This is a genomic window from Nocardiopsis dassonvillei (assembly GCF_964273065.1).
Lineage (GTDB): Bacteria > Actinomycetota > Actinomycetes > Streptosporangiales > Streptosporangiaceae > Nocardiopsis > Nocardiopsis dassonvillei_B.
Genome location: NZ_OZ186815.1, coordinates 2,029,104 through 2,054,359, shown reverse-complemented (window position 1 = coordinate 2,054,359; position 25,256 = coordinate 2,029,104). Strand labels below are relative to the sequence as shown.

The 25,256-nt window shown below is 74.4% G+C and carries 22 protein-coding genes and 1 tRNA gene; 12 read left to right on the top strand and 11 right to left on the bottom strand.

All coding sequences use genetic code 11. From position 1 onward, the window contains the following. The first annotated feature begins 279 nt into the window (after window positions 1-279). The 5 genes from ACSUPR_RS09165 to ACSUPR_RS09145 all read left to right on the top strand — a co-directional run bounded on the left by ACSUPR_RS09165 (window position 280) and on the right by ACSUPR_RS09145 (window position 2,937). Entirely contained in the window at window positions 280-1,128 is an 849-nt protein-coding gene (locus tag ACSUPR_RS09165; RefSeq protein WP_436890719.1) for a hypothetical protein, read from the top strand. Continuing rightward, window positions 1,125-1,391 (top strand): hypothetical protein, encoded by a 267-nt coding sequence (locus tag ACSUPR_RS09160; RefSeq protein ID WP_436890718.1) that lies wholly within the window; start codon window positions 1,125-1,127, stop codon window positions 1,389-1,391. The genes ACSUPR_RS09165 and ACSUPR_RS09160 overlap by 4 nt, the downstream gene beginning before the upstream one ends. Before the next feature lie 180 nt (window positions 1,392-1,571). Then, window positions 1,572-2,006, top strand: a complete 435-nt coding sequence (locus tag ACSUPR_RS09155; protein WP_436890717.1) for a MarR family winged helix-turn-helix transcriptional regulator — start codon at window positions 1,572-1,574, stop codon at window positions 2,004-2,006. Between the two features lie 143 nt (window positions 2,007-2,149). Then, entirely contained in the window at window positions 2,150-2,470 is a 321-nt protein-coding gene (locus ACSUPR_RS09150) for a DMT family transporter (RefSeq protein ID WP_436890716.1), read from the top strand. 56 nt (window positions 2,471-2,526) lie between these two features. Continuing rightward, on the top strand, window positions 2,527-2,937 hold the full coding sequence (locus tag ACSUPR_RS09145; RefSeq protein WP_436890715.1) for a DMT family transporter: 411 nt from the start codon (window positions 2,527-2,529) through the stop codon (window positions 2,935-2,937). Between the two features lie 651 nt (window positions 2,938-3,588). On the opposite strand, the gene ACSUPR_RS09140 is transcribed toward ACSUPR_RS09145, so the two are convergent. The 9 genes from ACSUPR_RS09140 to ACSUPR_RS09100 all read right to left on the bottom strand — a co-directional run bounded on the left by ACSUPR_RS09140 (window position 3,589) and on the right by ACSUPR_RS09100 (window position 12,711). Beyond that, complete coding sequence (locus ACSUPR_RS09140) at window positions 3,589-4,212, bottom strand: dihydrofolate reductase family protein (RefSeq protein ID WP_436890714.1); 624 nt, start codon at window positions 4,210-4,212, stop codon at window positions 3,589-3,591. Then, entirely contained in the window at window positions 4,209-4,694 is a 486-nt protein-coding gene (locus ACSUPR_RS09135) for an SRPBCC domain-containing protein (RefSeq protein WP_436890713.1), read from the bottom strand. The genes ACSUPR_RS09140 and ACSUPR_RS09135 overlap by 4 nt, the downstream gene beginning before the upstream one ends. Next, window positions 4,691-5,023: an ArsR/SmtB family transcription factor gene (locus tag ACSUPR_RS09130; protein WP_436890712.1), complete on the bottom strand. Its 333-nt coding sequence runs from the start codon at window positions 5,021-5,023 to the stop codon at window positions 4,691-4,693. The genes ACSUPR_RS09135 and ACSUPR_RS09130 overlap by 4 nt, the downstream gene beginning before the upstream one ends. A 204-nt stretch (window positions 5,024-5,227) precedes the next feature. Further along, window positions 5,228-5,303 (bottom strand) — tRNA-His (locus ACSUPR_RS09125). 67 nt (window positions 5,304-5,370) lie between these two features. Continuing rightward, window positions 5,371-6,009 (bottom strand): oligoribonuclease, encoded by a 639-nt coding sequence (gene orn, locus ACSUPR_RS09120; RefSeq protein WP_436890711.1) that lies wholly within the window; start codon window positions 6,007-6,009, stop codon window positions 5,371-5,373. Window positions 6,010-6,097: 88 nt separating this feature from the next. Further along, window positions 6,098-7,885: a hypothetical protein gene (locus ACSUPR_RS09115; protein WP_436890710.1), complete on the bottom strand. Its 1,788-nt coding sequence runs from the start codon at window positions 7,883-7,885 to the stop codon at window positions 6,098-6,100. A gap of 5 nt (window positions 7,886-7,890) precedes the next feature. Next, complete coding sequence (locus ACSUPR_RS09110) at window positions 7,891-8,595, bottom strand: hypothetical protein (protein WP_436890709.1); 705 nt, start codon at window positions 8,593-8,595, stop codon at window positions 7,891-7,893. Between the two features lie 204 nt (window positions 8,596-8,799). Next, entirely contained in the window at window positions 8,800-10,551 is a 1,752-nt protein-coding gene (locus ACSUPR_RS09105) for a substrate-binding domain-containing protein (protein WP_436890708.1), read from the bottom strand. Between the two features lie 417 nt (window positions 10,552-10,968). Beyond that, a complete protein-coding gene (locus tag ACSUPR_RS09100; RefSeq protein WP_436890707.1) occupies window positions 10,969-12,711 on the bottom strand; it encodes a substrate-binding domain-containing protein in 1,743 nt (580 codons plus the stop codon). A 483-nt stretch (window positions 12,712-13,194) separates the two neighbouring features. Here ACSUPR_RS09100 and ACSUPR_RS09095 point away from each other — a divergent pair, with 483 nt between their 5' ends. The 5 genes from ACSUPR_RS09095 to ACSUPR_RS09075 all read left to right on the top strand — a co-directional run bounded on the left by ACSUPR_RS09095 (window position 13,195) and on the right by ACSUPR_RS09075 (window position 18,832). After that, the gene (locus tag ACSUPR_RS09095; RefSeq protein ID WP_436890706.1) at window positions 13,195-13,851 is read left to right on the top strand and encodes a hypothetical protein; all 657 of its coding nucleotides are present in this window, start codon (window positions 13,195-13,197) and stop codon (window positions 13,849-13,851) included. A gap of 121 nt (window positions 13,852-13,972) precedes the next feature. Then, window positions 13,973-14,815: a TrmH family RNA methyltransferase gene (locus ACSUPR_RS09090; RefSeq protein ID WP_436890705.1), complete on the top strand. Its 843-nt coding sequence runs from the start codon at window positions 13,973-13,975 to the stop codon at window positions 14,813-14,815. 64 nt (window positions 14,816-14,879) lie between these two features. After that, entirely contained in the window at window positions 14,880-15,800 is a 921-nt protein-coding gene (locus ACSUPR_RS09085; protein ID WP_436890704.1) for a 2-hydroxyacid dehydrogenase, read from the top strand. 51 nt (window positions 15,801-15,851) lie between these two features. After that, window positions 15,852-17,501 (top strand): bifunctional 3'-5' exonuclease/DNA polymerase, encoded by a 1,650-nt coding sequence (locus ACSUPR_RS09080; RefSeq protein WP_436890703.1) that lies wholly within the window; start codon window positions 15,852-15,854, stop codon window positions 17,499-17,501. 164 nt (window positions 17,502-17,665) lie between these two features. After that, window positions 17,666-18,832: a C40 family peptidase gene (locus ACSUPR_RS09075; protein ID WP_436890702.1), complete on the top strand. Its 1,167-nt coding sequence runs from the start codon at window positions 17,666-17,668 to the stop codon at window positions 18,830-18,832. Window positions 18,833-19,263: 431 nt separating this feature from the next. Here ACSUPR_RS09075 and ACSUPR_RS09070 read toward each other — a convergent pair whose 3' ends face one another. Further along, window positions 19,264-21,021, bottom strand: coding sequence for a gamma-glutamyltransferase family protein (locus ACSUPR_RS09070; protein ID WP_436890701.1), 1,758 nt, complete (start codon window positions 21,019-21,021; stop codon window positions 19,264-19,266). A gap of 206 nt (window positions 21,022-21,227) precedes the next feature. Then, window positions 21,228-22,688, bottom strand: coding sequence for a hypothetical protein (locus tag ACSUPR_RS09065; RefSeq protein WP_436890700.1), 1,461 nt, complete (start codon window positions 22,686-22,688; stop codon window positions 21,228-21,230). A gap of 256 nt (window positions 22,689-22,944) precedes the next feature. Between ACSUPR_RS09065 and ACSUPR_RS09060 the strand changes: the two genes are divergently transcribed. Together ACSUPR_RS09060 and ACSUPR_RS09055 are read left to right on the top strand one after the other, a co-directional pair. Further along, entirely contained in the window at window positions 22,945-23,943 is a 999-nt protein-coding gene (locus ACSUPR_RS09060) for a glycerophosphodiester phosphodiesterase (protein WP_436890699.1), read from the top strand. A gap of 34 nt (window positions 23,944-23,977) precedes the next feature. Further along, entirely contained in the window at window positions 23,978-25,225 is a 1,248-nt protein-coding gene (locus ACSUPR_RS09055; protein WP_436890698.1) for an alanine racemase, read from the top strand. Window positions 25,226-25,256: the final 31 nt, after the last annotated feature.

Below are 25,256 nucleotides of genomic sequence, written 5' to 3'. Positions count from 1 at the left end.
GTCAGGGTCCCGGTCGGCGCGCCCGAGCCCTCCGCCCGTCGTCGCCGACGGGCCCCGCATGCGGACGAGGTGCCGATGGCGCCCACCGCTGCCTCCGGGGGAGGGGCGGGCGCAGGGCCGCCGCATGCGTGCCGGGCCGGAGCATCCTGGGCCCGCCCTCCCGGCCGTCCTGACCTGGGGATCCGTTTTCCGGGGGAGGGCGGAGGGTAGGAGCGGTCAGACCTACAAAGCTCACAAATGCCACAAAAGGGATATGCGGACCGGGGAGGGGCGGAGGCGATGGACCGGAGTGCTCAGGGGAGCGGAAGCAGCGGCCGAACCGGCGGGGGTGCGAAGAAGGGTGCGCCGTCCGACCGCGCCACGGGCGGAGGCGCCGACCGTGCCGAGGAGGCCCGGGAGACCGGGCCCGTCCGCGACATCGAGGACACGGACGTGTTCCTCGACGTCCCGGTCGTGAAGGTCGACGAGATCGAGCTGGAGGTGGAGAACCTCCTGGCCTCCGTCTCCCTCCAGGCGGAGGTGCTGGACCTGCTCAAGCTGAAGGTGGGCGCGGACGTCGGGCTCGGCCGCGTCCACCTCACCATCAAGGGCGTCGAGGCCCAGGCCCTGCTCAAGGTCCGCCTCGACAACGTCCGCGACATCATCACGCGCGTCCTGGAGACCATCGACGCCAACCCGCAGATCCTGGAGCACGTGACCCGGAGCGTGGGGTCCTCCCTGGAGCAGGTGGCGGGCGGCACGGGGGAGGCCGTGGGCGCCGTGGGCCGGGGGGCCGGGAGTGCGGTGGAGGACGTCGGCCAGGGGGCCGGGAGTGCCGTGGAGGACGTGGGCCGGGGGGCCGGGAGTGCCGTGGAGGACGTCGGCCAGGGCGCCGGTGGCGCCGTCCGTGACGTGGGGAGCGGCGCCGGGAAGGCGGTGGAAGGCGTGGGCGACGACACGGGGGAGACCCTGAAGGAGGCGGGCCGGGCCGCCGGGAGCGCGGTCAAGGGCGGTGGCGACGGCGGGAACGCCAAGGGCACCGAGGACGCCAAGGAGACCAAGGACACCAAGGACACCAAGGGCGGCGGCCGCAGGAGCGGCGGGAGCGGCTCCGGCGGGAGGTCCGCCAAGGGCAGGGGCGGAAAGTGAGCGGCGAGGGCGGCGGGGCCGTCCCCGACCCCGACGTGGAGATCACCGCCCGGGTGTCGGCCGACGAGCTGACCTTCCACGAGGTGCCCGACGTCGTGTCGCACACCCGCGCCGAGCCGGCCGGCGAGGGCACCTCCGGCAGCGAGCGCTCGGGCGTCCCGCACGGCGTCCGGGCGGGAACGGTCCACCGCGACATCCGCGTGGACTACCGCCTCGCGAGCCGTCTCACCGAAGCCCCGGAGGGTGAGGAGCCCGACCGCTGAGGCGTGTTCCCCGGGTGTCCTCCGAGTCGGATCCGACGCGGGGCCGGGCGGTCGGAAGGGCCGCTGTGGAATGTGCGAGGGAGAGGCTGCGGGCAGGGGGTGCGGTCGGAACCGGATCCGTGCTAGCTTATTTGCATGCACATGCATTCATCTGTCTCCACGGCTTCGCCCGAAGGCGGCGTGAGCGCCGCCTGGTCCAGGGTGGCGGCCTTCGCGTCCGCGGTCGACGCGGACCTGGACAAGTGGCTCGCGGGCACCTACCGGATCGGGCTCACGGAGTTCCGCGCCCTGTCCCTCCTGACCCGGGAGCAGGCCAAGGAGCTGCGGGTCAACGACCTGGCCCAGCGGGTCGGCCTGAGCCAGAGCTCGGCGACGCGCCTGGTGAGCCGGATGGAGGCGAAGGGGGTGGCGCGCCGCGACGTCTGCGAGGACGACGGGCGCGGCGTCTACGCGGTCATCACCGAGCAGGGCGAGGCGCTGCTCGCCGAGGTCCGGGCCCCCTACGAGGACCGGGTGCGCGGACTCCTCGACGGAGCGGGTGCGCACTTCCCGCATCTGGCCGTGGAGCCCCTCGCCCGCGCCCTCCGCGAGATCGGGACTCTGGTCGCCCCCTGACGGGGGGCGTTCGCGGGGCGCCCCGGCGGTCCCGCACTGCACCCAAGAAGCTGCATGTACATGCATCTAAATACTCCGGCCCGCCCCGCGCGGTCCGGAACCGTTCGAACTTCTCCACCGAAGGAACCGAGAGGAACACCGTCATGAGCTGGCTCTATCTGGGCGTCGCCGTCGTCTTCGAGGTCGCCGTGGGCATCTTCGCGAGCAAGGCGCAGGGCTTCACCAAGGCAGGGTGGACCGCTGCCACCCTCGCCAGCGGCGCGACCGCGACCTTCTTCCTCAGCCTCGCCCTGCTCACCTTCGACGTCGGGGTCGGCTACGCGATCTGGACCAGTGTCGCCGGGGTCGGAATCGTCGTCATCGGGGCGCTCTTCCTCGGCCAGCGACTGGACCTGCGCAAGGCCCTGGGCATCGCCGTCGTCATCGGCGGCGTCGTCGGGCTCCAGCTCAGCGGTGCCGCGTGACCGGCGGACCGCGGGAACACACGATCCACCCCCACCACCCTGCAAGGAGAACGGAAATGAACACGGCGACCACCGGTCCCACCACCCCCGCCGACGTGAGCACCGAGAAGAAGGCGGGCCCCTGGCTGATGCTCCTGCTGGCCGGAGTGTTCGAGATCGGCTACGCGCTGAGTGTGGCCGGCAGCGAGGGATTCACCGTCCTGGGGTGGTCGGCCTCCGCCCTCGTCTTCTTCCTGCTGACCCTGTTCTTCCTCAGCGTCTCCCTCAAGGCGATCGACGTCGGCATCGGATACGCCGTCTGGGCCGGCATCGGCGCCGTCGGCGCCGCGCTCCTGGGACCGGTCTTCTTCGACGAGGTACTGACCCCGGTCCGTGCCTTCTGGCTGGCGGTCATCATCGGCGGTGTCGTCTGGCTCAAGCTCTCCGACAGCGTGAAGGTCCGGCGCGCCCCGGCGACGACGGGCTGAGGTCCGCCCGGTCTGCTCCTCTTCCGGCGTGCGCGCCCCCGCACGCCCCCGCACGCCGGGGAAGGAGCGGGCGCGTCCGAGCACCCGCCGGGCGCCCCCCGGGAACGCGAAAGCCCCTGACCTCTGCGTATGCGCGCCGGTCGGGGGCTTTCGCCCGCGGGGCGGACGGCGGGACTCGAACCGAGAACGGCGAGCATTCTGATCTGCGCTGATGCGAGGACCCGCAGGCGGTGCCGTTCACCCCGTTGCGCCGTGCCGCCCCGCGTTCCGCCGGGTGCCGCGCACCCCCGGGTCCCCTGGGGGAACGGTGTTCGCATGCCCCGCATCCCGGGTCCTTCGCCGCATCCTCCTTGCGGACGAGGCCGCGCCTCGCATCCCCGAGCACAATCGGCTGCAGGGGAGAGGCACCGCGTTCGCACGACGTCCTCGTTCTCCCGGAACCGTGCCCGTCGGGCCCGTCCGCCCGTGCGGTCCCTAGGAGCCGGTGCGTCCGGGGTCCGCCCGGTCGGGGCGCCACGCGTTCACGGGTCGTACGGGATCCGGCCGGGACGCGCGTCCCCCGGCCCCTCCGCACACCGGTCCCGCATCGCTCCGGGGAGCGGTGGCGGGACGTCCGGCCCGGGGCCGGGGCGGATCCGGGCCCGCCGTCGACTACCGGGCGGGCGGCTCCACGCCCTGGTAGTCGGCCAGCGGCGCGGCACCGGTGACCCCGTATTCGAGGAGCACGAGCCCCGAGGGCGTGGTCCGCTGTTCGAGCAGGCGCAGACCGCAGGACGTGCTCCCCGTGATGAGGCGCCGCCCCTGGCCGATGATCACAGGGGCGACGACGAGGCGGAGCGTGTCGACGAGTCCGGCGTCGAGGAGGGACGCGGCCAGTCGGGCGCTGCCGTGCACCTGCACCTCGCGGCCGGGTCCGGCTTTCAGCGCGCCGACCGTCTCGGTGATGTCGCCGCGCAGGACGGTGGTCGGATTCCATCCCCCCTCGCGGAGGGTGTTGCTGACGACGTACTTGGGCAGCGCGTTCATCCGTCCGGTGAACGGGTCGGGTTCGGTGATCCCGGGCCAGTCGCGGGCGAACGCCTCGTAGGTGCGGCGGCCGAGCAGCAGTCCGTCGGCGAGGTCGAGCCAGGCCGAGGCCTGGCGTACGAAGGCCCCGTCCATGTAGGGGACCAACCAGCCTCCGCGGGCGAACCCGCCGCCGGAGTCCTCGTCGGCCGACCCCGGCCCCTGGGAGACGCCGTCGAGGGTGACGAACTGGGTGATGGCGATCCTCATCCCGCCGCCTCCTTCTCCGTGAGCGCCGCGAGTCCGCCCGTGACCGATCCCCAGCCGTCGAAGAAGCCGAGTTCCTCGTGGCGGTCGCGGTCGGCCGGGTCGCCGTGCCGCACGACCACCCGGTAGTCGGTGCCCTCGGGGTGGTCGGTGAGCGTGATCTCGGCGGTCATCGCCACGGGTTCGGGTGCGGCGGGACGCCAGGCACCGGTGACCGCGTTGGTGAAGACGAGCCGCTCCTGGGGTTCGACGACCAGGAAGACCGAGTCCGTGTGCGGTAGGAAGTCCCGGCCGTCATCGCTCATGCTGGTCACGAACGCGCCGCCGGGACGGACGTCGAGGCGGTCGACGCGGGCGACGGCGGGCGCGGGCACCCACCACCGCTCCAGTCGTGCCGGGTCGGTCCACGCGCGCCAGAGGACGGCGCGCGGGGCGCGGATCACCCGGTCGAGTGCGAGGTCGAGCCGGGGGTCGATCGGTGTCATCGGTCCTCCTGGTGGTCCGTGGCGAACTGTTCGAGGCGATCGGTGCGCCGCTCCCACAGGGCCCGCTGTTCGGTGAGCCAGTCCTCCACGAGGGACAGGCGGTCGCGGTCGAGCGTGCACGTGCGCACCCGGCCGGACTTGTGCGTGCGGATCAGTCCGCTGCCCTCCAGCACGCGCACGTGCTTCGTGAACGACGGCAGCGTCATCGGGAACGGCTCCGCGAGTTCCCCCACGCTCGCAGGACCTCGGCCCAGGCGCCGGATCACGGCACGCCTGGTCGGATCGGAGAGTGCCGCGAAGACCTCGTCGAGAGCACTATACTTAGCCATGAGGCTAAGTATTGCAGTAGCGGAGACCCGGCTCAAGGGGAGGATTCTCGTGGGGACCGACCCGGGGTCGGCCTTCGGTTCCGGCCCGGAGGCGGACCTCGACGAGGACGGTGGCCGGTGCCTTCTCGACGGGGCGGTCCGTGCACCGGCAGCGGCCCCGGGAACGGCGAAGGCCCCGACCCGGGGGTCGGGGCCTTCGGCCTCTGGGGTGAGTGACGGGACTTGAACCCGCGACTTCTTGGACCACAACCAAGTGCTCTACCAGCTGAGCTACACCCACCACGTCCGCCGGGCCTCACGGCCCCGCGTACGTATGAAAGCTTAGCGGATCTCCGGGAGTGCTTCGATCAGTTTTCCGGGGAGTCCTCGCGCGGCTCCACGCGGCCGGTGCCGCCGGCGACCACGTCGGCGGCGATGGCGCGGGCGGTGGCGGAGTTCGGGCCGGGCTCGGGGACGAACGCGGCGGCGCGGTAGTAGCGGAGCTCACGGATGCTCTCGGTGATGTCGGCGAGGGCGCGGTGGCCGCCGTTCTTGTCCGGGCTCGCGTAGTAGACGCGCGGGTACCAGCGGCGCAGGAGCTCCTTGATGGAGGAGACGTCGACCATCCGGTAGTGGAGGAACTCGTCGATGCGCTTCATGTCGCGGGCCAGGAAGGTGCGGTCGGTGGCGATGGAGTTGCCGCACAGCGGGGCCTTGCGCGGCTCGCGGACGTAGCGGCGGATGTGCTCCAGGACGGCGTCCTCGGCCTCCTGGAGGGTCACGCCCTTGTCGAGCTCGGCGAGCAGGCCGGAGGTCGTGTGCATGTCGCGGACGAAGTCGCCCATGGCGTCCAGTGCGGCCTGCGGTGGTTTGATCACGACGTCGACGCCCTCATCGAGGATGTTGAGCTCTCCGTCGGTGATCAGACAGGCCACCTCGATCAGCGCGTCGTTCTCGAAGTCGAGGCCCGTCATCTCGCAGTCGATCCACACCAAACTGTCGTTCATACGGCCAGCTTAGGGGTTCGGGGGCGAGGGCCCGGACGCGCCCGCGGGGCGGCCCCCCGGTGGAGGGCAGCCCCGCGGCGGGGGCCGGTCAGTCCCAGATGAAGGGGTCGGAGACGCCCGGGGGCTGACCGACGCCGATGAGGTACAGCCAGTCCCAGTAGCCCCAGAACTGGACGAAGAACAGTCCCAGGACCACCAGGAGGATCAGCAGGAAGGTGAAGCAGCCGCATCCGCAGCCGCGCTTCTTCTTCGGCGGCCGGGGCTGGGGCGGCGGGGGCGGGAAGGGCCGGTGTCCCTGGCCGCCCGGGGCGCCCGGGGGCGGACCCCACGGGGGCTGGGGGCCGCCGTGGGGCGCGGGCGGGCCGCCCGGGACCCCGGCGCGCGGGCCCGCGGGCGGGTAGCCCGGGGGCGGTCCCGGCCGGTTCATGGGCGGCGGGCCCTGGGGCGGGTGCGCCGGGGGCCGGTTCATCTGCTGGGGCGGCGGGAACTGCGGGGCGTAGCCGCCCGGCGGCGGCTGCGGGGGACGGGCGTACCCCGGCTGGGGGCCCGACGGCGGACGGTAGCCCTGCTGGGCGCCCGAGGGCGGGTAGCCCGGTCGGCCGCCGGTGGGCGGGTAGCCGGGCTGGGGCCCCGAGGGCGGCGCGGAGTGGGGCGGGGGCGCCTGGCGGGAGGCGTCCGGACGGCCGGGCGTCCACGGGGTGCCCTCGACCGGGGCGGGAGGGGCGGAGGGGTGGGCGGGTGTGCCGGGCACCGGTGCGCCCGGTGCTCCGGGCACCGGGGCGCCCGCGGCGGGCGTGCCCGGGGCCGGGGCGGCCTCGGCCGGGCGGTTGCGCTCCTCCTCGGCCCGGCGCTCGGCCTCCTCCTCGGCGCGCTTGCGGTCCTCCTCCGCGCGCCTGGCGGCCTCCTCGGCCTGCCGCTCGGCCTCCTCCTCGCGGCGCTTGGCGGCCTCGGCCTCGGCGATGCGGCGCTGCTCCTTGCGCTCCTCGGAGAGGTCGCTCCAGCCCTCCTTGAGGCTGCCCAGGAGCTTGTTGAAGCGGCCGCCCTTCTTGTCGCCGGCGTCGTCCCCGGCGGAGGCGCCGCCGGAGAACATCGGGTCGTCGGGGTCGAAAACGGCCGTGCCGCCCGCCCCGCCACCGGGCTCGAAGACCCTGGTGCCGGAGGTCCCTCCCACCTCGTTCGGGTCGAAGACCCGGGTGCCCGGGGCGTCGCCGGGCTCCTGGGGATCGAACACGCGGGTACCGCCCGGGGCGCCGCCGCCCGCGCCGGAGCCGGTGAGGTCGGCGGTCGGCAGGTCGTCGCTCAGGTCGGCGGTGGGGGGCTCCTCGTCGTGGCCGGGCAGGTCACCGGGGGAGACGCGGATGGTGGAACCGTCGTTGACGTCGGGCCGGGAGGCGGGGGAGGGGCCGGGGGTGACGCGCATGGTGGCGCCGCCGAGGTCCGCGGTGGGCTCCTCGTCGTCGCCGGAGGGGCGGGTGGGGTTGATGCGGACGGTGCCGGGGTCGTCGTCCACGGGAGCGCTCGGCGGGGGGCCGGCGGGGGTGGAGGGGCCCAGGCGCACGGTACCGGGCTCGTCGTCCTCGGCGGGCTGCGCGCCGCGCGCCCAGGAGGGGTCGATGCGCATGGTGCCGAGGTCGTCGTCGGCGGCCCCGGAGGAGGGGCCCAGGCGCACGGTGCCGGGTTCGTCGTCCTCGGACGGGCGGCCTCCGGGCCCGCCGAGGTAGGTGGTGGCGGCCTCTTCGTCGTCGGGCCCGCCGCCGCCCCGGAGCTCATCGAGGGAGCGGGTGTGCCGCGTCCACTCGTCGCCGTTCCACCATCTGAGCGTCTGCGCGTCGCCCTGCGGGTCCGCGTACCAACCCGGCTCGATAGATCCACCCATGGGGGTCAGACTAAGGGGTTTCGGAACTCTGCTCGACCAGTGGATCCCGATTCCCCGATTCCACCGGGCACCACGGGGCGCGGAGTCGCCTGGGGTGCTCGGCCGATCACGGAAGGTGCCGGGCGCGCTCTGGGGGAGGTTCCGCCGCCGGCCCCGGCGAGCAGCCGCGCGGTGTCCAGGCGGCCCGGTCCGGGGCCGGTGGAACCCGGGACCTGGTCCTGGCCGAAGTGGCCGCCCCGGGCCCAGGCGCGCTCCCGCTCCGGCTGCGGCAGGGCTCCGGTACCGGGCGTCCCCGCGGGCCAGGAGCGCGGCACGCCCCAGGAGCCGAGCCAGGCCAGCAGCGCGGACCGGCCGTGCATCGGGCCGTGGGTGAAGGGTTCCGGGGCATGGGCGACGACGGCGACGACCAGGCACACGCGCCCCTCGTCCCCGTGGTCGACGCGCCGTCCGTGGAGGAGGGCGGCGCCGGGGGAGGGTGTGCTCCGGCGGGTGGCGGGCAGGATCTGCACGGTGTCGCCCGACAGCGGGTTCCACACCAGGTGCACGGTCCGCTGCCCGGCGACCAGCCGCAGGGCCTCCTCCCGCGCCGACCACACGGCCGGGTCCGCCCCGGTCACGGTCCACACGGCGCGCGGGGCGCCGATCCCGCGGGAGGCGTGCGCCTGCGCGCCCTCGATCCGCTCGGCCTCGGGCATCCACGCCTCGGGCATCGCAACTCCCCCGGGGGTCGTCGTTTCCGGCCCTCTCTGGGTACGCCACGGTGCCGGAGAAGTCCAGGGCCCCTCGCCCGCGGGACAGGGTCTTGTCACCTCCGGTCCCCCCCGGCGGTACCGACCGCCCCGCGGAACGCCGGCGGGGGCGGCGGCCGCGACCGGCCACCGCCCCCCGCCGGGCCCCGGTCTCCCGGGTCCCCGTCAGTCGTCGTCGGCGATGCGCAGTGAGAACGCCTTGACGAAGATGTCGGCGATCTCGGCCGGGTCCTCGGTCATGTACGCCGCGCCGCCGGTGGCCGCGGCGATCTCCTGGAGCGGTTCCAGGTTCTGCACCTCGGGGCCGAACGCGATGGTGATGATCGGGATCGGCCGGGACGGGCTGGCGATGGCCTCGATCTGCGACAGCAGCCCGTCCAGCTCCAGGCCGCCGGGGTTGTCGTTGTCCCCGTCGGTCAGCATGAGGATGACGTTGTTGCGGTCGGGCCGGTAGGTCCGCGACATCTCCTGGTACGCGGCCAGGTAGGTGTCGTACAGCGCCGTGTCGCCCTGCGGCAGCGGCTCCAGGGCGGACAGCGCCCCGGCCAGCACGGCGCGCTGCTCGGTGCCGTCGTCCGTGGTGGCCTGGAGCTCGCGGACCGGCGCGATCTCCTGGTAGTGCAGGTTGTTGTTGACGTTGGTGGAGAACTTCCACAGGCCCAGCTCGGAGCTGGGGGAGAACATCTCCAGCCCCTGGGTGGCGGCTGCGGCGGTCACCTGCATGCGGGTCATCCCGGTGCCGGGGACCTCGGCCAGCATCGACCCGGAGACGTCGACGATCGCGAGCACGCGCGAGTCCATCTTCATCTGGTTCCAGGTGCGGGTCAGGTCGGTGATCGAGCCCTCGGAGGGGGTCGGCAGCTCCTCGGGGGCGAGCTCCCGGAAACCCTGGTCGCCGCTCAGCACGGAGGTGTCCACCTCGCCCTCGGGGCCGCGGAAGCCCTCGGCGAGGATGTGCCCGCGCGCCGAGTCCGTGCGGATCGCGGTGCGGAACTCCTCGGCGGCCCGGGTGAGGTCGCTGTCCTCGGTGCGGACGAGGTAGGGGTAGTCGAGGTAGTAGGTGCCGCCCTCGAGGTACTGGACGCGGACGGCGTTCTCGTCGTAGGCGGAGTTGTAGCGCCAGGCGGCCTGTTCGGACATGACCATGAGGGGCGGGGCCTCCTCGCCGCCGCCGCTGAGCGCCAGGAACGCGGCCTCCTCGTCGGGGGAGGCGCCGCGGTGCAGCGCCTGCAGGGCGGCGGTCATGGCCGCGTTGAAGGTGTCGCTGTCGGGGCTGGCCTCCTCCAGGGCGCCGTTCAGCAGGTAGAGGGTGCCCAGGCCGGTGGAGCTGCGGGCGGGGTCCACGACCCGGACGGTGTGCTCGGCGGGCTCACCGGGGGCGGTGGTGGGGACGACGTCCATCCAGGTGGCGGGTTCCTCGCCGGAGTCGGCGAACGCGGCCAGCTCGGTCACCACCAGCGGGCTGCGGGCCACGGAGGTGCCGGTGTCGGTGAGGACGGCGTCGCCGGAGTGGCTCTGGACCATGCGCGGCCACACCGAGGAGTCCGGGATCCACACGTCGGAATCGGTGTCGCCCATGGTGGCGCCGGAACCGGTGATGCCGAACGCCACGTTGGCCGAGTCGACCTGGCGGACCTCGACGTGCACGCACCGGCCGTCGACGGCGGTGTCGGTGAGGTTGAAGTCGCGGGCGACCGCGTCGACGGCGGGCGCCAGCTCGGGGCTGACGGCCACGTCCAGCCGGATGTCGGAGCCGCCGCACCCGCCCGAGTTGCCGAACATGTACACGCCGACCCCCGCCAGGCCGACGACGATCACGAGGGCCGCGGCCAGGGCGGCGAAGGCCCCGCCGCGTCCGCGGCGGCGCCTGGACCGGCCGGAGGGCTCTTCTGCGTATCTTCCGCGGTGACGTCCCACAGCTTTCCTCACGGGTGACGGACGAGGTGTCGTCCAGGGGGATGGTGCGGTTTCCGGGATGGTCCACCGGTGCCGGTGAACGGGCGCCGGAAAGGTGGATCGGTGGACCGGTACCGGGAGGGCGGCGGATCGGCCACCAAGGGTGTTACTGGTGGGAAAGGTACTCAACCTTCCGGAGCGGGTGGAGACCGCGCGTACCGGTCCCCCTCGTCCGGGCGGGGGCGCGGCCCGCGCCGCGCCCCCGTGCAGTCCCCGTCACCCTGGGAGATCCGGCACCGGTGACGGTTTTCCTTCTGAGGGAAGCGGTCTGACCGAAAATCGATTCCGATATCGAATCGAGACCGTTCCGCGTCGGTCCGCCTCCCCCGGGGCGGCGCGGGCGCCGCCGGTCCGTACCTCCCGGGGGAGGGCCGCCGGTCAGTTGTCGCAGTCGGGCACGCACAGCCGCCGCGAGATCGAGCTGAGGAAGATGTCGCCGATCTCGTCCGGGTCGTCGGTGACGAACAGCGAGCCGCTGGTCGCCGCCGCGATGCCGCGCAGCTCCTCCCGGTCGGCCTGTTCGCCGAAGGCGATGATGAACAGGCTCACCGGCCGCCGCGGGTCGAAGCGGTCCTGCAGGGCGGCCACCAGCTCGGCGTGCGAGAGGTCGCTGGACCCCCGGTCCCGGCCGGCGGTCAGCAGGATGACGCTGTTGATCTTCTCCTCGTCGTAGACGGACTGGACCTCGTCGTAGGCGGCCAGGATGTTGTCGTACAGGCGCGAGCCGCCGCCCTCCACGTCGATGGTCCGCGCGACCTCGATGAGCTCCTGGCGCCGGGTGGTCTCGCGGCCCTCCTCGGCGTCGCCCAGGCGGTGCATGTCGGCGGACTCCTCGCGGCCGGACTCCCCGAACTCCTCCGACATCAGCCACAGGCCCATGTCGGTGGCGTCGGGGAACAGGCCCAGGCCCATCAGCGCGGCCTGCCGCGCCGCCTCCATGCGGCTCCCCCCGTCGGCGCCGTCGAGGTCGTCGGCCATGTCCGCCGAGACGTCGGCCAGGACCAGCGTGCGGGAGGGCATGGACAGCCGGTTCCAGTCGGTGACCGAGGCCAGCAGGGCGTCCCCGGTGAGGTCGCCGTGCACCGCGGGCGGCTCGGCGATGATGCCGGGCCGGTCCGCCAGGGAGGCGGCGGCCCGCCCGTCGGGGTCCCGGAACCCCAGCCCGCGCAGGCGGTCGCGGTAGGCGTCGCCGCGCAGCACCTCGTACAGGTCTGCGGCGGCCGAGCGCAGGGCGGGGGTGTCGGTGGTGGTGACGTAGGGGTAGTCGAGGGAGACGGTCCCCTCCCGCGGGTAGTGCGCCCGCAGCAGCGGTGCGGTCTCGGCGCGGTCGGCGTTGTAGGACGCCACGGCCTGTTCGGGGACCACGATCACCGGCGCGGGGCGCGTCCCCTCGCGGGTGGCCCCGGTGAAGAAGGTGGCCAGGTCGATCTCGCCGAACGCGCTGTCGGTCTGCACGTCCCGCACGAAGTCGGTCATCGCGGTGTCGGCGGCGTCCCCGCCGCCCAGATGGCGCCGGACCGCGTGCATCACGGTCATGCCGTCGGCGCCGCGGTTGGGGTCCACCATGACCAGCGGCCGGTAGGGGTCGCGCTCCCCGGGCAGCACCAGGGTCCAGTCGGTCTCGTCGGGATCCGGCATGCCCTCGGCCCCCCCCGGGGCGGCCAGCACCACGGGGGAGGAGGCCAGTGAGGGCGGGTCGGTCTCGATGGCGCGGGTGCCCCCGGCGGACATGCGGGCCAGCTCCACCCAGGCGGAGGACTCGGGCACCCACACGTGCGGGGCGATGGTGGAGCCGCCGGCGCCGCCCCCGGCCAGTGCGGCCATGATCCGGTGCGGGGCGATCTCGTCCACCTGGGCGTACACGCAGTCCCCGCCGTAGGAGGGGCGTTCGGCGTTGAACTCGGTCGCGGCCTCGCGCAGGACGGGGGCCAGGCTCTGGGTGGCCGAGACCCGCAGGTAGCGGGTCTCCCCGCAGCCGAGCGCGCCGAGGCCGATGGGGACGGCGACCGCGGCCGCCACGACCAGCGCCACGACGACCGCGCTGATCCCCAGGGGGGACAGCACCAGCCTGCGGGTCGTCGCGGCGGTCGGTGAGGGAAGTCGGTGGCGTCCACTGGACACGGGCACTCCGGGGCGTTGCGGCGGCCGGTCCCCGCGGGGCGCGGGCGGGGCGTGCGGGGGAGCCGGCGCGGACAGGGGACAGGGACACGGGGTGCGGCGCCGGGCACCTCGGACGTGGGAGGGTGAACCACCGCGCGCCCGGTGGCGTCATACGGGGTGGAAAGGGTCCGTTCACCCTACGACCTCTATGACCTGAGCCACTCTCCGCCATCGTCACCAGGACCTTACTCGTTGGTAACGCGGGAACGGAAGAGGCGGCGGAACCGGACGCCGAAGCAGCCGGACGGATCCGCGGCCCGCGGCCGACGGGGTTTCCCCGATCCGAGTGGGTGATCTCTTTGTTACCGTGCTCACCGAGGAGCACACCGGTGTTCCCGTTAGGCTTAGGCCCCGCCCCTGGAGTCCGCCCCGGCACATGCGCCCCACGGCTGTCGGCGCACACCGCGGAACCTCCCGAGACCGACGACCCCCGAGGGTTTTCGCATGTCCCTTGATCGTGATCAACGGCGCCGAGGAACACTCGGCACCGCTCTGCTCGCCGGTGCCTGCTGCGCCGGCGCGGTCGCCTACGGGGTGATCGTCGGCCCGTCGATGCTGCCGCCGCAGCAGGACGTGCAGGCCGCCACCGCGCTCAGCCCCGACCTGGCCGGGCTCGCCCCGGAACCGGACGGCGACGAGGCGAGCGCGCCGCGCGGACCGATCGGCACGCTGGAGATCCACGTCAGCGACCGCGACCGCGCCTGGGTGCAGACCCTGGAGTGCACCGGCGACGCCGAGGAGGATCCGCAGGCCTGCGCCGACCTGGCCGCCGTCGCCGCCGAGTTCCACGGCGAGCCCGCGGGCAGTGCCGAGCACCCCAGCTCCGGAGACGAGGCGGGGGCCGGCGCCGAGGAGACCGGCTCCGGGGCGGTCGAGGGGGTCCCGGTCGAGCCCACCACCGCCGCGCTGCCCGGCAGCGAGTCGCTGTTCACCGAGGTCAGCGAGGGCACCGTGTGCACCGACAAGCTGTACGGCCCCCAGGAGGCGACCGTCGTGGGCGTCTGGGAGGGCCACGAGGTCGAGACCACCCTCACCCGCAAGGGCTCCTGCGAGGAGGCCCGCTGGCAGCGCCTGCGCCCGCTCACCGACCAGATCATGTAGGGCCGGGCGGCCCCGGCCGCCCCGGCGCGGTGCCCCGCGCTGCGTGCCTCTCCGCCCCGGCCGCCCGGCCGCCCGGCCGCCGGGCCCCCGGGGCGGCGGCGACCGGGGATAATCGTCGTCCATGCACGTCATCGAGATCGACGACCCCGCCGACCCCAGGCTCGCCGACTACACCCGGCTGCGGGACGTGAACCTGCGCCGCCACCTGGAGGCCGAGCACGGGCTGTTCATGGCCGAGGGAGAGAAGGTCATCCGCCGCGCCGCGGCCGCCGGGTACGCGCCGCGCAGCTTCCTCCTCACCCGGCGCCGGGCCGAGGCCCTGGCCGGACTGGTCGCCGACGCCCCGCTGTACCTGGTGTCGGAGGAGACCGCCGAGCGCCTGGTCGGGTTCGACCTGCACCGGGGCGCCCTGGCCGCCTTCCACCGCAGGCCCCTGCCCTCCCTGGGGGAGGTCCTGGCCGGTGCGCGCGGCATCGTCGTGCTGGAGGACCTGGTGGACCACACCAACGTCGGCGCGATCTTCCGCAGCGCCGCGGGCCTGGGCGTGGACGCCGTCGTGCTGGCCCCGCGCTGTGCCGACCCGCTGTACCGGCGGGCGGTCAAGGTGTCCATGGGCGCGGTGTTCACCCTGCCCTACACCAGGCTCGACGACTGGTACGGCGGCCTGGACGAGCTGCGCGCGGCCGGGTTCCACCTCATGGCGCTCACCCCCGGCGCGGGCTCCCGGCCGCTGCGGGAGGCGCTCGCCGAGGCCGGGCCGGACCGCGGTGTGGGCCTGCTGCTGGGCACCGAGGGCGACGGGCTCTCCGCGCGCTGGCTGGAGCGGGCCGACGCCCGCGTCCACATCCCCATGTCCGGCCGCGACGTCGACTCCCTCAACGTCACCGCCGCGGCCGCCGTGGCCTGCTACGAGCTGGCCCAGCGCACGGGCGGCATCGTCCACCGCGGTGCGGCCGGCGGCTGACCCGCCCGGATAGGGTGTCGGCGGAAATGCGTGTCGGCGGACCTACGCGGAACGGGGAGGACCCATGGCAGGTCGAGCACTCGTGCAGTGGGAGGAGAACCGGCGCAACGCGCCGGAGTCGCTCACGGTCGACATCTACGCCGGCGGGCCCGCGCCCGACGGGCTGGACGACGTCGCCTTCTACCAGGTGCCCTACGCGCCCTCCACCCAGGGCGCCGACGAGCGCCTGGAGATCATCGGCCGCATGCCGAAGCTGGAGGTGGTCCAGCTGACCTCGGCCGGGTACGAGCACGTGCTGGGGGCGCTGCCCGACCACGTGACCCTGTGCAACGGCCGGGGCCTGCACGACGCCAGCACCGCCGAGCACACCCTGGCGCTCATCCTGGCCGCCCAGCGGGACCTGCCCCGGTGGGCGGCCGACCAGCGCGAGCACCGCTGGGGCCCGGAGCCGCTGCGCTCCCTGGCCGACCGGCGGGTCCTCATCGTCGGGTACGGCAGCATCGGGCAGGCCGTCGAGCGCCGCCTGCTGCCCTTCGAGACCGAGGTGGTGCGGGTGGCGGGCCGGGCGCGGCCGCAGGAGGGCGTGCACGGTGCGGACGAGCTCCACGACCTGCTGCCGCAGGCGGACATCGTCGTGCTGGTCACCCCGCTGACCGAGCGCACCCGCGGCCTGTTCGGCGCCGCCGAGCTCGCCCTGCTGCCCGACGACGCCCTGGTGGTCAACGTCGGCCGCGGCCCGGTGCTGGACACCGGTGCCCTGCTCGCCCAGAACGGGCGGGTGCGGGCCGCGCTCGACGTCACCGACCCCGAGCCGCTGCCCGCGGACCACCCGCTGTGGGACGCCCCCGGCGTGTTCGTCACCCCGCATGTGGCCGGCGGGTCGGCGGCGTTCTACCCGCGGGCCCGCGCGTTCATGGACGCCCAGCTGGCCCGCTGGGCGGCGGGGGAGGAGCTGGAGAACGTGGTCCGGCCCGGACGGCGGTAGGGCGGGGCGGCGGGCCCGCCGAACGTCGGTCCCGGGGACCAGAATGGGTCCATGAGGATCGCGGTGGTCGCCGACGGCGCGGGCGGCGGACGGTTGCGGCCGCTGGACGGGGACGGCCCCGAACAGCGGGTGGCCGACCTCGCCGCGGCCGTCCGCGCAGCCGAGGCCGACCGCCCCCGCTGGGTGTGGGCCGACACCCGCGACCTCTACCCCGACCTGGTGCGCGCGGGCGTGCGGGTGGAGCGCTGCCACGACGCCGCGCTCGTCGAGGCGCTGCTGCTCGGCCACGAGGGCCGCCACGGGGAGCCCCGCTCCCTGGGTGCCGTCTGGTCCCGCCTGCACGGGCGGCCGGTGCCCGCGGACCCCCACGAGCCCGCGGGGGAGGGGGCGGCCGCCCAGCCGGCCCTGTTCGAGGCCGACCGCTCCACCCTGCCTCCGGGCACGGACCGGCTCGACGCCCTGGTCGAGGTCCACGCAGACCAGCGGCGCCGCCTGGCCGCCCTGCCGCCCGGCATGGACCTGCTGGCCGCTCTGGAGTCGGCCGGGGCCCTGGCCGCCGTCGAGATGGCCCACGAGGGCCTGCCCTGGCGGCCGGACCTGCACGACCGCATCCTCACCGACCTGCTGGGAGCCCGGCCCGCGGCGGGCCGCCGTCCCCCCGTGCTGGCCGACCTGGCCGCCCGCATCGGCGAGGCCGTCGGGCGCGAGGTCAACCCCGACTCCCCGGCGCAGGTGCTCAGGGCCATGGCGTGGATCGGCCACCCGGTGGGCACCACCCGGGCCCGCGAACTGGAGCGGATCGACCACCCCGTGGTCCCGCTGCTGCTGCGCTACAAGGAGCTGTCGCGGCTGCACTCGGCCAACGGCTGGGCCTGGCGGGAGTCCTGGGTGGACGAACGGGAGGGCCCCGGCGGGGAGCGCCTGGGCCGGTTCCGTCCCGACTACGTGGTGGGCGGGGTCGTCTCCGGGCGGTGGGCCACCCGCGGCGGCGGTGCCCTGCAGATCCCCAGGGCGGTCCGCGGCGCCGTGCGCGCCGACCCCGGATGGGTGCTGCTGCGCGCCGACGCCGGACAGCTGGAGCCGCGCATCCTCGCCGCGGTGTCCGGCGACACCGGCCTGGCCGAGGCGGCCGCCGAGGACGACCTGTACGCCCGCCTGGCCGTGCACACCGGCGACGACCGCGCCCGCGCCAAGCTCGGCCTCATCTCCGCCATGTACGGCCAGACCGGCGGCGACGCCGCCCCGCTGCTGGCGCTGTTGCGCCGCCACTACCCGCGTGCCCTGGAGTACGTGGACGCCGCAGCGCGCACCGGTGAGCAGGGCGGGGCGGTCCGGTCCTGGCTGGGCCGCACCTCGCCGGTCCCCTCCGGGTGGGCGCAGCGCGTGGCCGGACCCGACGGGGAGCGCCGGCGGCGGGCGCACGGCCGGTTCACCCGCAACTTCGTGGTGCAGGCGGGGGCCGCGGAGTGGGCGCTGGTGCTGCTGGCGTCGCTGCGCCTGCTGATGCCCGGGGCGGTCGTGTTCTTCGTGCACGACGAGGTGCTCCTGCACGTGCCCCGGGAACGGGCGCGGGAGGCCGTTCGCGCGATCGACGCCGCCCGGGAGCGGGCGCGCACTGTCCTGTTCGGTGACACTCCGGTACGATTCCCCCTGTCCGTGACCGTCACAGAGGACTACGAAGGCACCCCCCGACCCCCATGACCTTCCCGAGGCCTCGAACACGGCGTCCGATACCGGACGGCGTGGGCTTCTTGCAAAGGCGCCCGGGCGCACCCATTCTTGGACCCGGAACGTCATCGGAAAGGCGCGCGCCGTAGGGGTCCCCCCACACCCCGGGTGGTTCAGAGAAAGGGCGAGACATCCCCGTGCGGAGCCGTAGATCTGCTTGCACCACGGCGGTCCTGGTGGCCGCCTTCACCGCGTTCGGAGCGGCCCCGGCCTGGGCCGACCCGGTCGTGGAGGACCGACCCCCCATCAGCGAACAGCTCGCCCCCGACGCCCCCAGCGGGGCCGAGCCCCCCCGGGACCCCGAGGCCGCCCCCTCCCCCGAGGTCGCAGACCCCGACGACCTGCGCCACAGCACCTACGTCGCCCCCTTCCGCGAGGCGCGCAGCATCGAGTACTTCGTGGTCGCCCAGGAGACCCTGCCCGCCGAGGCCGTGGACGCGGTCCGCGGGATCGAGGGCGTCGAGCACGTCCTCACCGTGGACGCCGCCCGGGTCCTGGTGGACGAGCAGGCCACGTCCGTGCTGGGCGTGGACCCCTCCGCCTTCCGCAACCACGCGCCCCGGCCCTCCGCCGAGTCCGACGACATCTGGCAGGGCGTCGCCGAGGGCCGTATCGCGCTGTCCAAGGACGTCGGCACCGAACGCGACCTGGAGGTCGGCGGCGACGTCACCGTGACCGGCGGCCGCGGCGAGGTCCCCCTGGAGGTGTGGACGCACGCCACCTCCGGGATCGCCGGGATCGACGCCCTGGTCTCCCGGGAGACCGCCGCGGAGCTGGGCATGCCCGAGGGCAACGCCCTGGTCGTCTCGGCCCCGGACTCCGACCTGTGGGAGCTGTACGAGGACCTCGGCGAGGCCCTGGGCGAGGACGTGTCCGTCCAGCTGGTCGCCGACGCCGCCGAACCCGCGGTGGACGGCGAGGCCGTGCCTCCGACGGTCATCGAGCGGGTCATCGCCCGCGCCGAGTCCCAGCTGGGCGTCCCCTACGTGTGGGGCGGTACCACCCCGGGCGTCGGGTTCGACTGCTCGGGCCTGCTCCAGTGGGCCTTCCGCGAGGAGGGCGTGGACATCCCGCGCGTCACCCACGACCAGTGGAACGCGGGCGAGCGCATCGCGTTCGAGGACATGGAGCGCGGCGACCTCATCTTCTGGCGGTCGGACCCCACCGCGCCCGACTACATCTCGCACGTGGCCCTCTACCTGGGCGACGGGATGATGCTGGAGGCGCCGCGCAGCGGCCTGAACGTGCGGGTCACCCCGGTGCGCACCGCCAACTACGCGGGCAGCGTCCGCGTCCACACCTGATCCGCGTCCGACCGCTTCTCAGGGCCCCGCCGGGCGGTGAGCGGAGCCGGCGCACGGCCCCGTCCGGGACTCCGGGCGGGGCCTTCGCGTGCCACGGGGCGGGCCGGACCCCGGAAAAGGCGGTGGGCCGTGGCGCCGCCGGGGTCGGCGGCACCACGGCCCACTGTCTCCTTGTCCGAAGGACCCGGCCGGGAGGGGAAGGCAGGCCTCGGTCAGGAGGGGGTGACAGGGAGCCGCTGAGGGAGGGGGAGACAGCGTGCCGCCCTGTCGGGATGGTCCTGGGGTGTGACGATGTCGTTCCGTCGCACAAGGACTACATAAGCAGCGAGCGGGCGATTTGGCAAGAGGGACGATCAAGGCAGGCAAGTGGTCCTAATCCTGCCTTAACGTTCAAAACGGTGATCCAGGTGTCCGTTTCGGGCGCGTTCGTCTCAACGCCCCGCCGCGTACCCCTGGGAGCCGCGCGCGTCCGCCGCCGCCCGCAGCTCACCGGTCTCCGGGTCGCGGGCCACCGCCGCCAGCCGCCCCAGCGACCACGGCTCGGCCACCTGCACCCGGTGCCCCCGGCGGCGCAGCTCGGCGATGACGTCCTCGCCCAGGCCCGGCTCCACGACCAGGTCGCCCGGCACGGTCTCCCGGGGGTGGAACGAACTGGGGAAGGCGTTGGTGTGGAACATCGGGGCGTCCAGGGCCTCCTGGAGGTCCTCGACCCCGTTGAGGATGCGCAGCAGCGCGGTGAAGGCCCACTGGTCCTGCTGGTCGCCGCCCGGGGTGCCGATCGCCAGCACCGCCTGCCCGTCCTCCCGGGTGACCAGGGTCGGGGACAGCGTGGTGCGCGGCCGCCGCCCCGGGGCCAGGGCGTTGGGCGACTCCGGGTCGAGCCAGAACATCTGGGTCCGGGTGCCCAGCGGGAAGCCGAGCGCCGGGATCACCGGGGAGCTGGTGAGCCAGCCGCCGCTGGGGGTCGCCGACACCATGTTGCCCAGGGAGTCCACCACGTCCACGTGGCAGGTGTCGCCGCGCTGCACGGTGGGCTCGCCGACGGTGCGGTCCGCGGGCGCCTCCCCGGCCAGGTGGAGCGGCGGGGTGAAGGGCGTGCGTCCGGCCACGTTCCCGGGCCGCAGCTCCAGGGAGGCACGGCCGTCGTCCACCAGCGCCGCGCGTTCGGCGGCGTACCCGGCGGACAGCAGTTCCTTGAGCGGGACGTCGGTGAAGTCGGGGTCGCCGTACCAGGCCTCGCGGTCGGCGAAGGCGAGCTTGGCCGCCTCGGTCACCCGGTGCACGAAGTCGGCGCCCTCCCCGCGGGTGCCCAGCGCCTCGGCCAGCCGCAGCTGCTGAAGCATGGCGGGCCCCTGGCCCCACGGTCCCGTCTTGTGGACGGTGTGCACACCGTAGGAGACGCTCGCCGGGTCCTCGTAGGAGGCGCTCCAGTCGGCCATGTCCTGGGAGGTGAGCAGTCCCCGCTGCGGCTCACCGGTGGAGGAGGGCACCGGGACGGCCAGGAACGCGGCGACGGCCTCCGCCACGAACCCCTGCGACCAGCTGCGGCGGGCCGCCTCGATCTGCGCCTCGCGGTCGCCCCCGGCGGCCTCGGCCTCGGCGATGATCCGCCGGTAGACGGCGGCCAGGGCCGGGTTGCGCAGCCGGGTGCCGGCGGCGGGCACCCGGCCCCGGGGCAGGTAGACCCCGGCGGACCCGGTCCAGTGCCGCGAGAAGGCGGGCTCCAGGGCCGCGACCGCGGCGGAGATCCGGTCCAGCACGGGGTAGCCGCGCTCGGCCAGGCCGACGGCGTGGTCCAGGACGTCGCGCACGGTCAGGGTCCCGTGGTCGCGCAGCAGCAGCATCCACGCGTCGAAGGCCCCGGGGACGGCGGCCGCCAGGACCCCGCTGCCGGGGATGCGGTCCATGCCGGCGAACGCGTCGATCGTGGCGGCGGCGGGCGCCACCCCCTGGCCGCACAGGACCCGCACCGGTCCGCCCGCCGCCTGGAAGACCGCCGGGACCTCGCCGCCGGGGCCGTTGAGGTGCGGCTCGACGACCTGGAGGGTGAAGCCCGCGGCGACCACGGCGTCGAAGGCGTTGCCCCCGCGCTCGAGGATCGACATGCCGGTGGCGCTGGCCAGCCAGTGGGTGGACGCGACCATGCCGAAGTCGCCTCTGAGCTGGGGACGGGTGGTGAAACGGGGCATCGGAGGGGCCTCCAGGGTGGTAGGGGGAAGCACGCCGTACGCGGAACGGGGTTCCGGTCCGCGCAGGGCGACGCTACAGCACGCCCCGCGGGCGGGGGAGAGGGGTCGGCGGGGGCGGAGGAGGTGTGGAGGAGGAGGGGAGGGGCGGCCGGGGGCGCACGCGCGGACGCCGGGGGCGGCAGGCCCCCGGCGTCGTTCACGGGTGGTCAGGGCTGGACGGGGACGCTCCAGGGCAGGGAGTCCCACAGCTCGCGCCACTCCTCGTCACCGATGGTGTCGAGCTCGGAGACCGCGGCCTCCGTGTCGCGGCCGGTCTTCTCCGGCCCGGCCGCGGCGGCCTCCGCCTCGGCGACCAGCTCGGCGATGAGGTCGGCGATCGAGGCCAGGACCTCCTCCACCTCGGAGCGCTCCAGGCCGTTCTCCTGGGCGCAGGTGTCGACGGCGGCGGTCTTGTCGCCCTCGTCGCCGTAGTACCAGACGGTGGCGAGCAGGCGGTCGCGCTCGGCGTCGTCGAGGTCGTCCTTGCTCAGGGCCTGCTCGACGAACTCGCCGCTGTCCGGGGTCAGCTGGGACTCGTCCAGGCCGCTCTCGCCGGTCTCGAAGTCCACGAACCGGTCCAGGAGGCATCCCTTGACCTCACGGGAGTCCGCACCGGGCAGGGTGACGGCGTCGTCGGCCGGGGCCCCGGGCTCCTCGACGGGCACCTCGGGCGTCTCGGCCGGGACCTCGGGAGTCTCCACGGGAGCCTCGGGGGTCACGTCCTCGCCCGGGGCCTCGGGCGCGCCGGGCTCCTCCGGGGCGCCGGGCAGCTCGCCCGCCGGGGTCTCGGGGACCTCGGGCGCATCCGGAGCCGGGTCGACCGGGGTCTCGGGGGCCTCGCCGGCCGGAATCTCCGGGGCCTCGCCGGCCGGAACCTCCGGGGCCTCCTCGGCCGGAGCCTCCGGGGCCTGGTCGGCCGGAGCCTCCGGGGCCTCCTCGGCCGGAGCCTCGGGAACCTTGTCGGCCGGGGTCTCGGGGGCCTCGTCGGCGACATCGTCGACCACCGCGTCCGGGGCCGGACTCGGCTCCGCCGCCGGTTCCTCCGCCGGCTCCTCGGCGGCCTCCGGGGCGGTGGCCCCCGTCTCCCCCAGGATCTCCTCGGCCATCCGGCGAAGTTCCTTGGCCTCCCACCGGTCCGGTTGGAGGTGGGCGGCCAGGGCGACGCCGGGCTTCTCCAGCCAGAAGAAGTCGCCGGTCTCCTCCGACAGGTAGGCCCCGTTCTCGAAGGCGGCGTCGCCCTCCACGAGTTCCAGTTCCCGGTCGGGGATGTGGCTGTACCGGCTCTCGCGCAGGTCGTCGAGGTCCTGGAGGGCGCCGGACCGGATCACGGACACCCGGCCGTAGAGCTGGTCGGGCCCCTGGACCCAGGAGAGCTGTGACTGGCGCCCGCCCTGGCGGTCGCTGGTGGAGGAGGCGTTGATGCCGTACCTCTCCAGACCGGGGGGCAGGTAACCGATCTCGTAGCCGTCGAGGCTGTACGAGGAGTCGCCCTGCCGGACGACCGGCCAGCTCAGCGCCCGCGCGTCCTCCTCGTCGGCGAGGGCGGACCCGGCGAGTCCGACCGGCCCGGCGACGGACAGGGCCGAGACGCCGAGAATCGCGACCCACCTGGTGCGGTGCTTGCGCATGATGTTCCTTCCCATCGACTACTAATAGTGATGGTTGCAGGGCTCTGTGTGATTATCGAGGGACCTGCGGGCCAAAAATGTGACATGAAGTCATCAAGTTCATGCATAGCGTGACAATAGGTGAGAGGCGGACAACATGACCGCGGGCCGTTCCCGCATGCTCCGCACGCCGTCACCGTGCGGTCACCGAAAGCACTCAGGCTTCGGTGGCGAGGACCCATCGACACGTCCGTCCACGCGTACCTGGGAGGTACCGGTGCACCGCATCGGCATCGTCGTCGGAGCCGTCTCACTCGCCCTCATCGTCACCACCCCCCTCGCCGCCTCCGCGGCACCGGACCCCGGCCTCGCCCCGCCGGGCACCCTCACGGAGAAGCCCGCCATCGTGCAGCACACCGCCGACCGCCCCCTCATCGCCGTCTCCCACCGGGGAGCCGCCGGACACGCCCCGGAGAACACGCTCGCCGGGCTCGACGCCGCGCGGCGCCTCGGTGCGCGGACCGTCGAGATCGACGTCCAGCGGACCAGGGACGGTGAGCTCGTCCTCCTGCACGACATCACCCTCACCCGCACCACCGACGTCGAGAAGGTCTTCCCGGACCGCGCATCCCACCTGGTGGCCGACTTCACGCTGGAGGAGGTGCGCCGCCTCGACGCCGGATCCTGGTTCTCCCCCGAGTTCGCGGGCGAGCCCGTGCCCACCCTGCGGGAGGCCCTCATCCGCCTGGAGAGGCTGGACCTCAACCTCTTCCTGGAGGTCAAGCAGCCCTCCCTCTACCCGGGCATCGAGGAGGAGATCACGGCCGAGCTGCGCAGGCGCCCGGCCTGGCTGAAGCCCAACCGGCCGTGGGAGCCCCGCCGCCTGATCGTGCAGAGCTTCGACTGGGAGAGCATGCGCCTCTCCGAGCGGATGCTCCCCTCCGTTCCGCACGGCCTGCTCGGCCGTGTCCCCGAGGGCCGCCTGGACGAGTTCGGCTGGGCGGAGATGGTCAATCCCAACCACACCACCATCGACGCCGACTACGTGGACCTGCTGCACGAGCACGGGTTCGAGACCATGCCCTACACGATCAACACCCGGGCCGGCATGGACGCCGCGCTGCGCAACGGTGTGGACGGGTTCATCACCGACTACCCCGCCGCCGGGCAGCGGGCCATCCGCGACTTCCTCGGCGAGGAGTCCGGCGGCACCGCGGGGCAGGCCGCGGCGCCCCCGTTCTCCGCTCCCCTGGTGCCCCTTCTCGACCGGCACTAGATTGCGGGGGGACCCACATGAGAGGCGGAACCACGTGAGCGACCGGTCGGACATCGGAGAACTCGTCGACTGGCGGACCAAGGGGGTGTGGTGGCCGGGCGAGCCGGTCGCCGCGGCCGACTTCGCCGCCCGGCGCGACGGGTTGTTCGACGGGCCGTTCACGTGGCCCCTGCTGGTGCTCCGCGAGTCCGCTCTGGCACGCAACACCGCAGCCCTGGCCGGGTTCACCCGCCGCCACGGGCTGCTGTTCGCCCCGCACGGCAAGACCTCCATGGCACCCGCCCTGCTGGACCGCCAGCTGGCGGCGGGCGCCTGGGGCATCACCGTCGCCACCGCCAACCAGGCCCTGGCCGTGCGACGGTTCGGAGTGCGGCGGATCCTGCTCGCCAACGAGCTGCTCGAACCCGGGGTGATCCGCTGGGCCGCGGAGGAGGGCGCCGCCGACCCCGGTTTCGAGTTCCTGTTCTACGTCGACTCCCCCGAGGGGGTGGCCGCCCTGGCCGAGGGCCTGGCGGGGGCCCCGGGGGACCGCCCGCCCGGCGTGCTCATCGAGCGCGGCGTCCCGGGAGGGCGCACCGGGGTCCGCACCCGCGCGGAGGTCCTGGAGCTGGCCCGCGCCGTCGGGGCCGTACCCGGGGCGGGGGTGTCGGGGGTGGCCGGGTACGAGGGGCCGCTGTCCGACGCCGACGGGGTCCGGGGTTTCCTGCGGGACCTGCGCGGCGACGCCGACGCCCTGCTGGAGGCCGGGTTCTTCCCGGGGCGGGCGCAGCCGATCGTGACGGTGGGCGGGAGCGCGTGGTTCGACCTGGTGGCCGAGGAGCTCGGCGGCACGGTGGAGGCGGTCCCGATCCTGCGCAGCGGCGCCTACATCACCCACGACGACGGGCTGTACCGCCGCCTCACCCCCTACAACCGGCTGCCCGAGGGCGGCGACGCGCTCACCGGCGCCCTGGAGGTGTGGGCCCGGATCCTGTCCGCGCCCGAGGAGGGCCTGGCGATCGCCGGGATGGGCCGCCGCGACGCCGGGTACGACCAGGACCTGCCGATCCCGCGCCTGCTGCGCCGGGCCGACGGCACCGCCGTCCCGGCCGCGGGCGTGGAGGTGCGCAAGTTCGACGACCAGCACGCCTACCTGGACGTGCCGCCGCAGCTGGGTGTGCGGCCGGGCGACCTGATGTCGTTCGGGATCTCCCACCCCTGCACCACGTTCGACCGGTGGCGGAGCATCCCGGTGGTCGACGACGCCGACAGGGTCGTCGACGTCGTCGCCACCTACTTCTGACGGGGTCCGGTCCGCCCGCGCCGGGGGCCGC

Excerpts from the sequence above, each read along its gene's own strand:
- ACSUPR_RS09140 (WP_436890714.1), bottom strand. The coding sequence starts at position 4,212 with ATGAGGATCGCCATCACCCAGTTCGTCACCCTCGACGGCGTCTCCCAG.
- ACSUPR_RS09130 (WP_436890712.1), bottom strand. The coding sequence starts at position 5,023 with ATGGCTAAGTATAGTGCTCTCGACGAGGTCTTCGCGGCACTCTCCGAT.
- ACSUPR_RS09165 (WP_436890719.1), top strand. The coding sequence starts at position 280 with ATGGACCGGAGTGCTCAGGGGAGCGGAAGCAGCGGCCGAACCGGCGGG.
- ACSUPR_RS09085 (WP_436890704.1), top strand. The coding sequence starts at position 14,880 with ATGGCAGGTCGAGCACTCGTGCAGTGGGAGGAGAACCGGCGCAACGCG.
- ACSUPR_RS09115 (WP_436890710.1), bottom strand. The coding sequence starts at position 7,885 with ATGGGTGGATCTATCGAGCCGGGTTGGTACGCGGACCCGCAGGGCGAC.
- ACSUPR_RS09135 (WP_436890713.1), bottom strand. The coding sequence starts at position 4,694 with ATGACACCGATCGACCCCCGGCTCGACCTCGCACTCGACCGGGTGATC.
- ACSUPR_RS09065 (WP_436890700.1), bottom strand. The coding sequence starts at position 22,688 with ATGCGCAAGCACCGCACCAGGTGGGTCGCGATTCTCGGCGTCTCGGCC.
- ACSUPR_RS09090 (WP_436890705.1), top strand. The coding sequence starts at position 13,973 with ATGCACGTCATCGAGATCGACGACCCCGCCGACCCCAGGCTCGCCGAC.
- ACSUPR_RS09150 (WP_436890716.1), top strand. The coding sequence starts at position 2,150 with ATGAGCTGGCTCTATCTGGGCGTCGCCGTCGTCTTCGAGGTCGCCGTG.
- ACSUPR_RS09070 (WP_436890701.1), bottom strand. The coding sequence starts at position 21,021 with ATGCCCCGTTTCACCACCCGTCCCCAGCTCAGAGGCGACTTCGGCATG.
- ACSUPR_RS09110 (WP_436890709.1), bottom strand. The coding sequence starts at position 8,595 with ATGCCCGAGGCGTGGATGCCCGAGGCCGAGCGGATCGAGGGCGCGCAG.
- ACSUPR_RS09145 (WP_436890715.1), top strand. The coding sequence starts at position 2,527 with ATGAACACGGCGACCACCGGTCCCACCACCCCCGCCGACGTGAGCACC.
- ACSUPR_RS09095 (WP_436890706.1), top strand. The coding sequence starts at position 13,195 with ATGTCCCTTGATCGTGATCAACGGCGCCGAGGAACACTCGGCACCGCT.
- orn (WP_436890711.1), bottom strand. The coding sequence starts at position 6,009 with ATGAACGACAGTTTGGTGTGGATCGACTGCGAGATGACGGGCCTCGAC.
- ACSUPR_RS09080 (WP_436890703.1), top strand. The coding sequence starts at position 15,852 with ATGAGGATCGCGGTGGTCGCCGACGGCGCGGGCGGCGGACGGTTGCGG.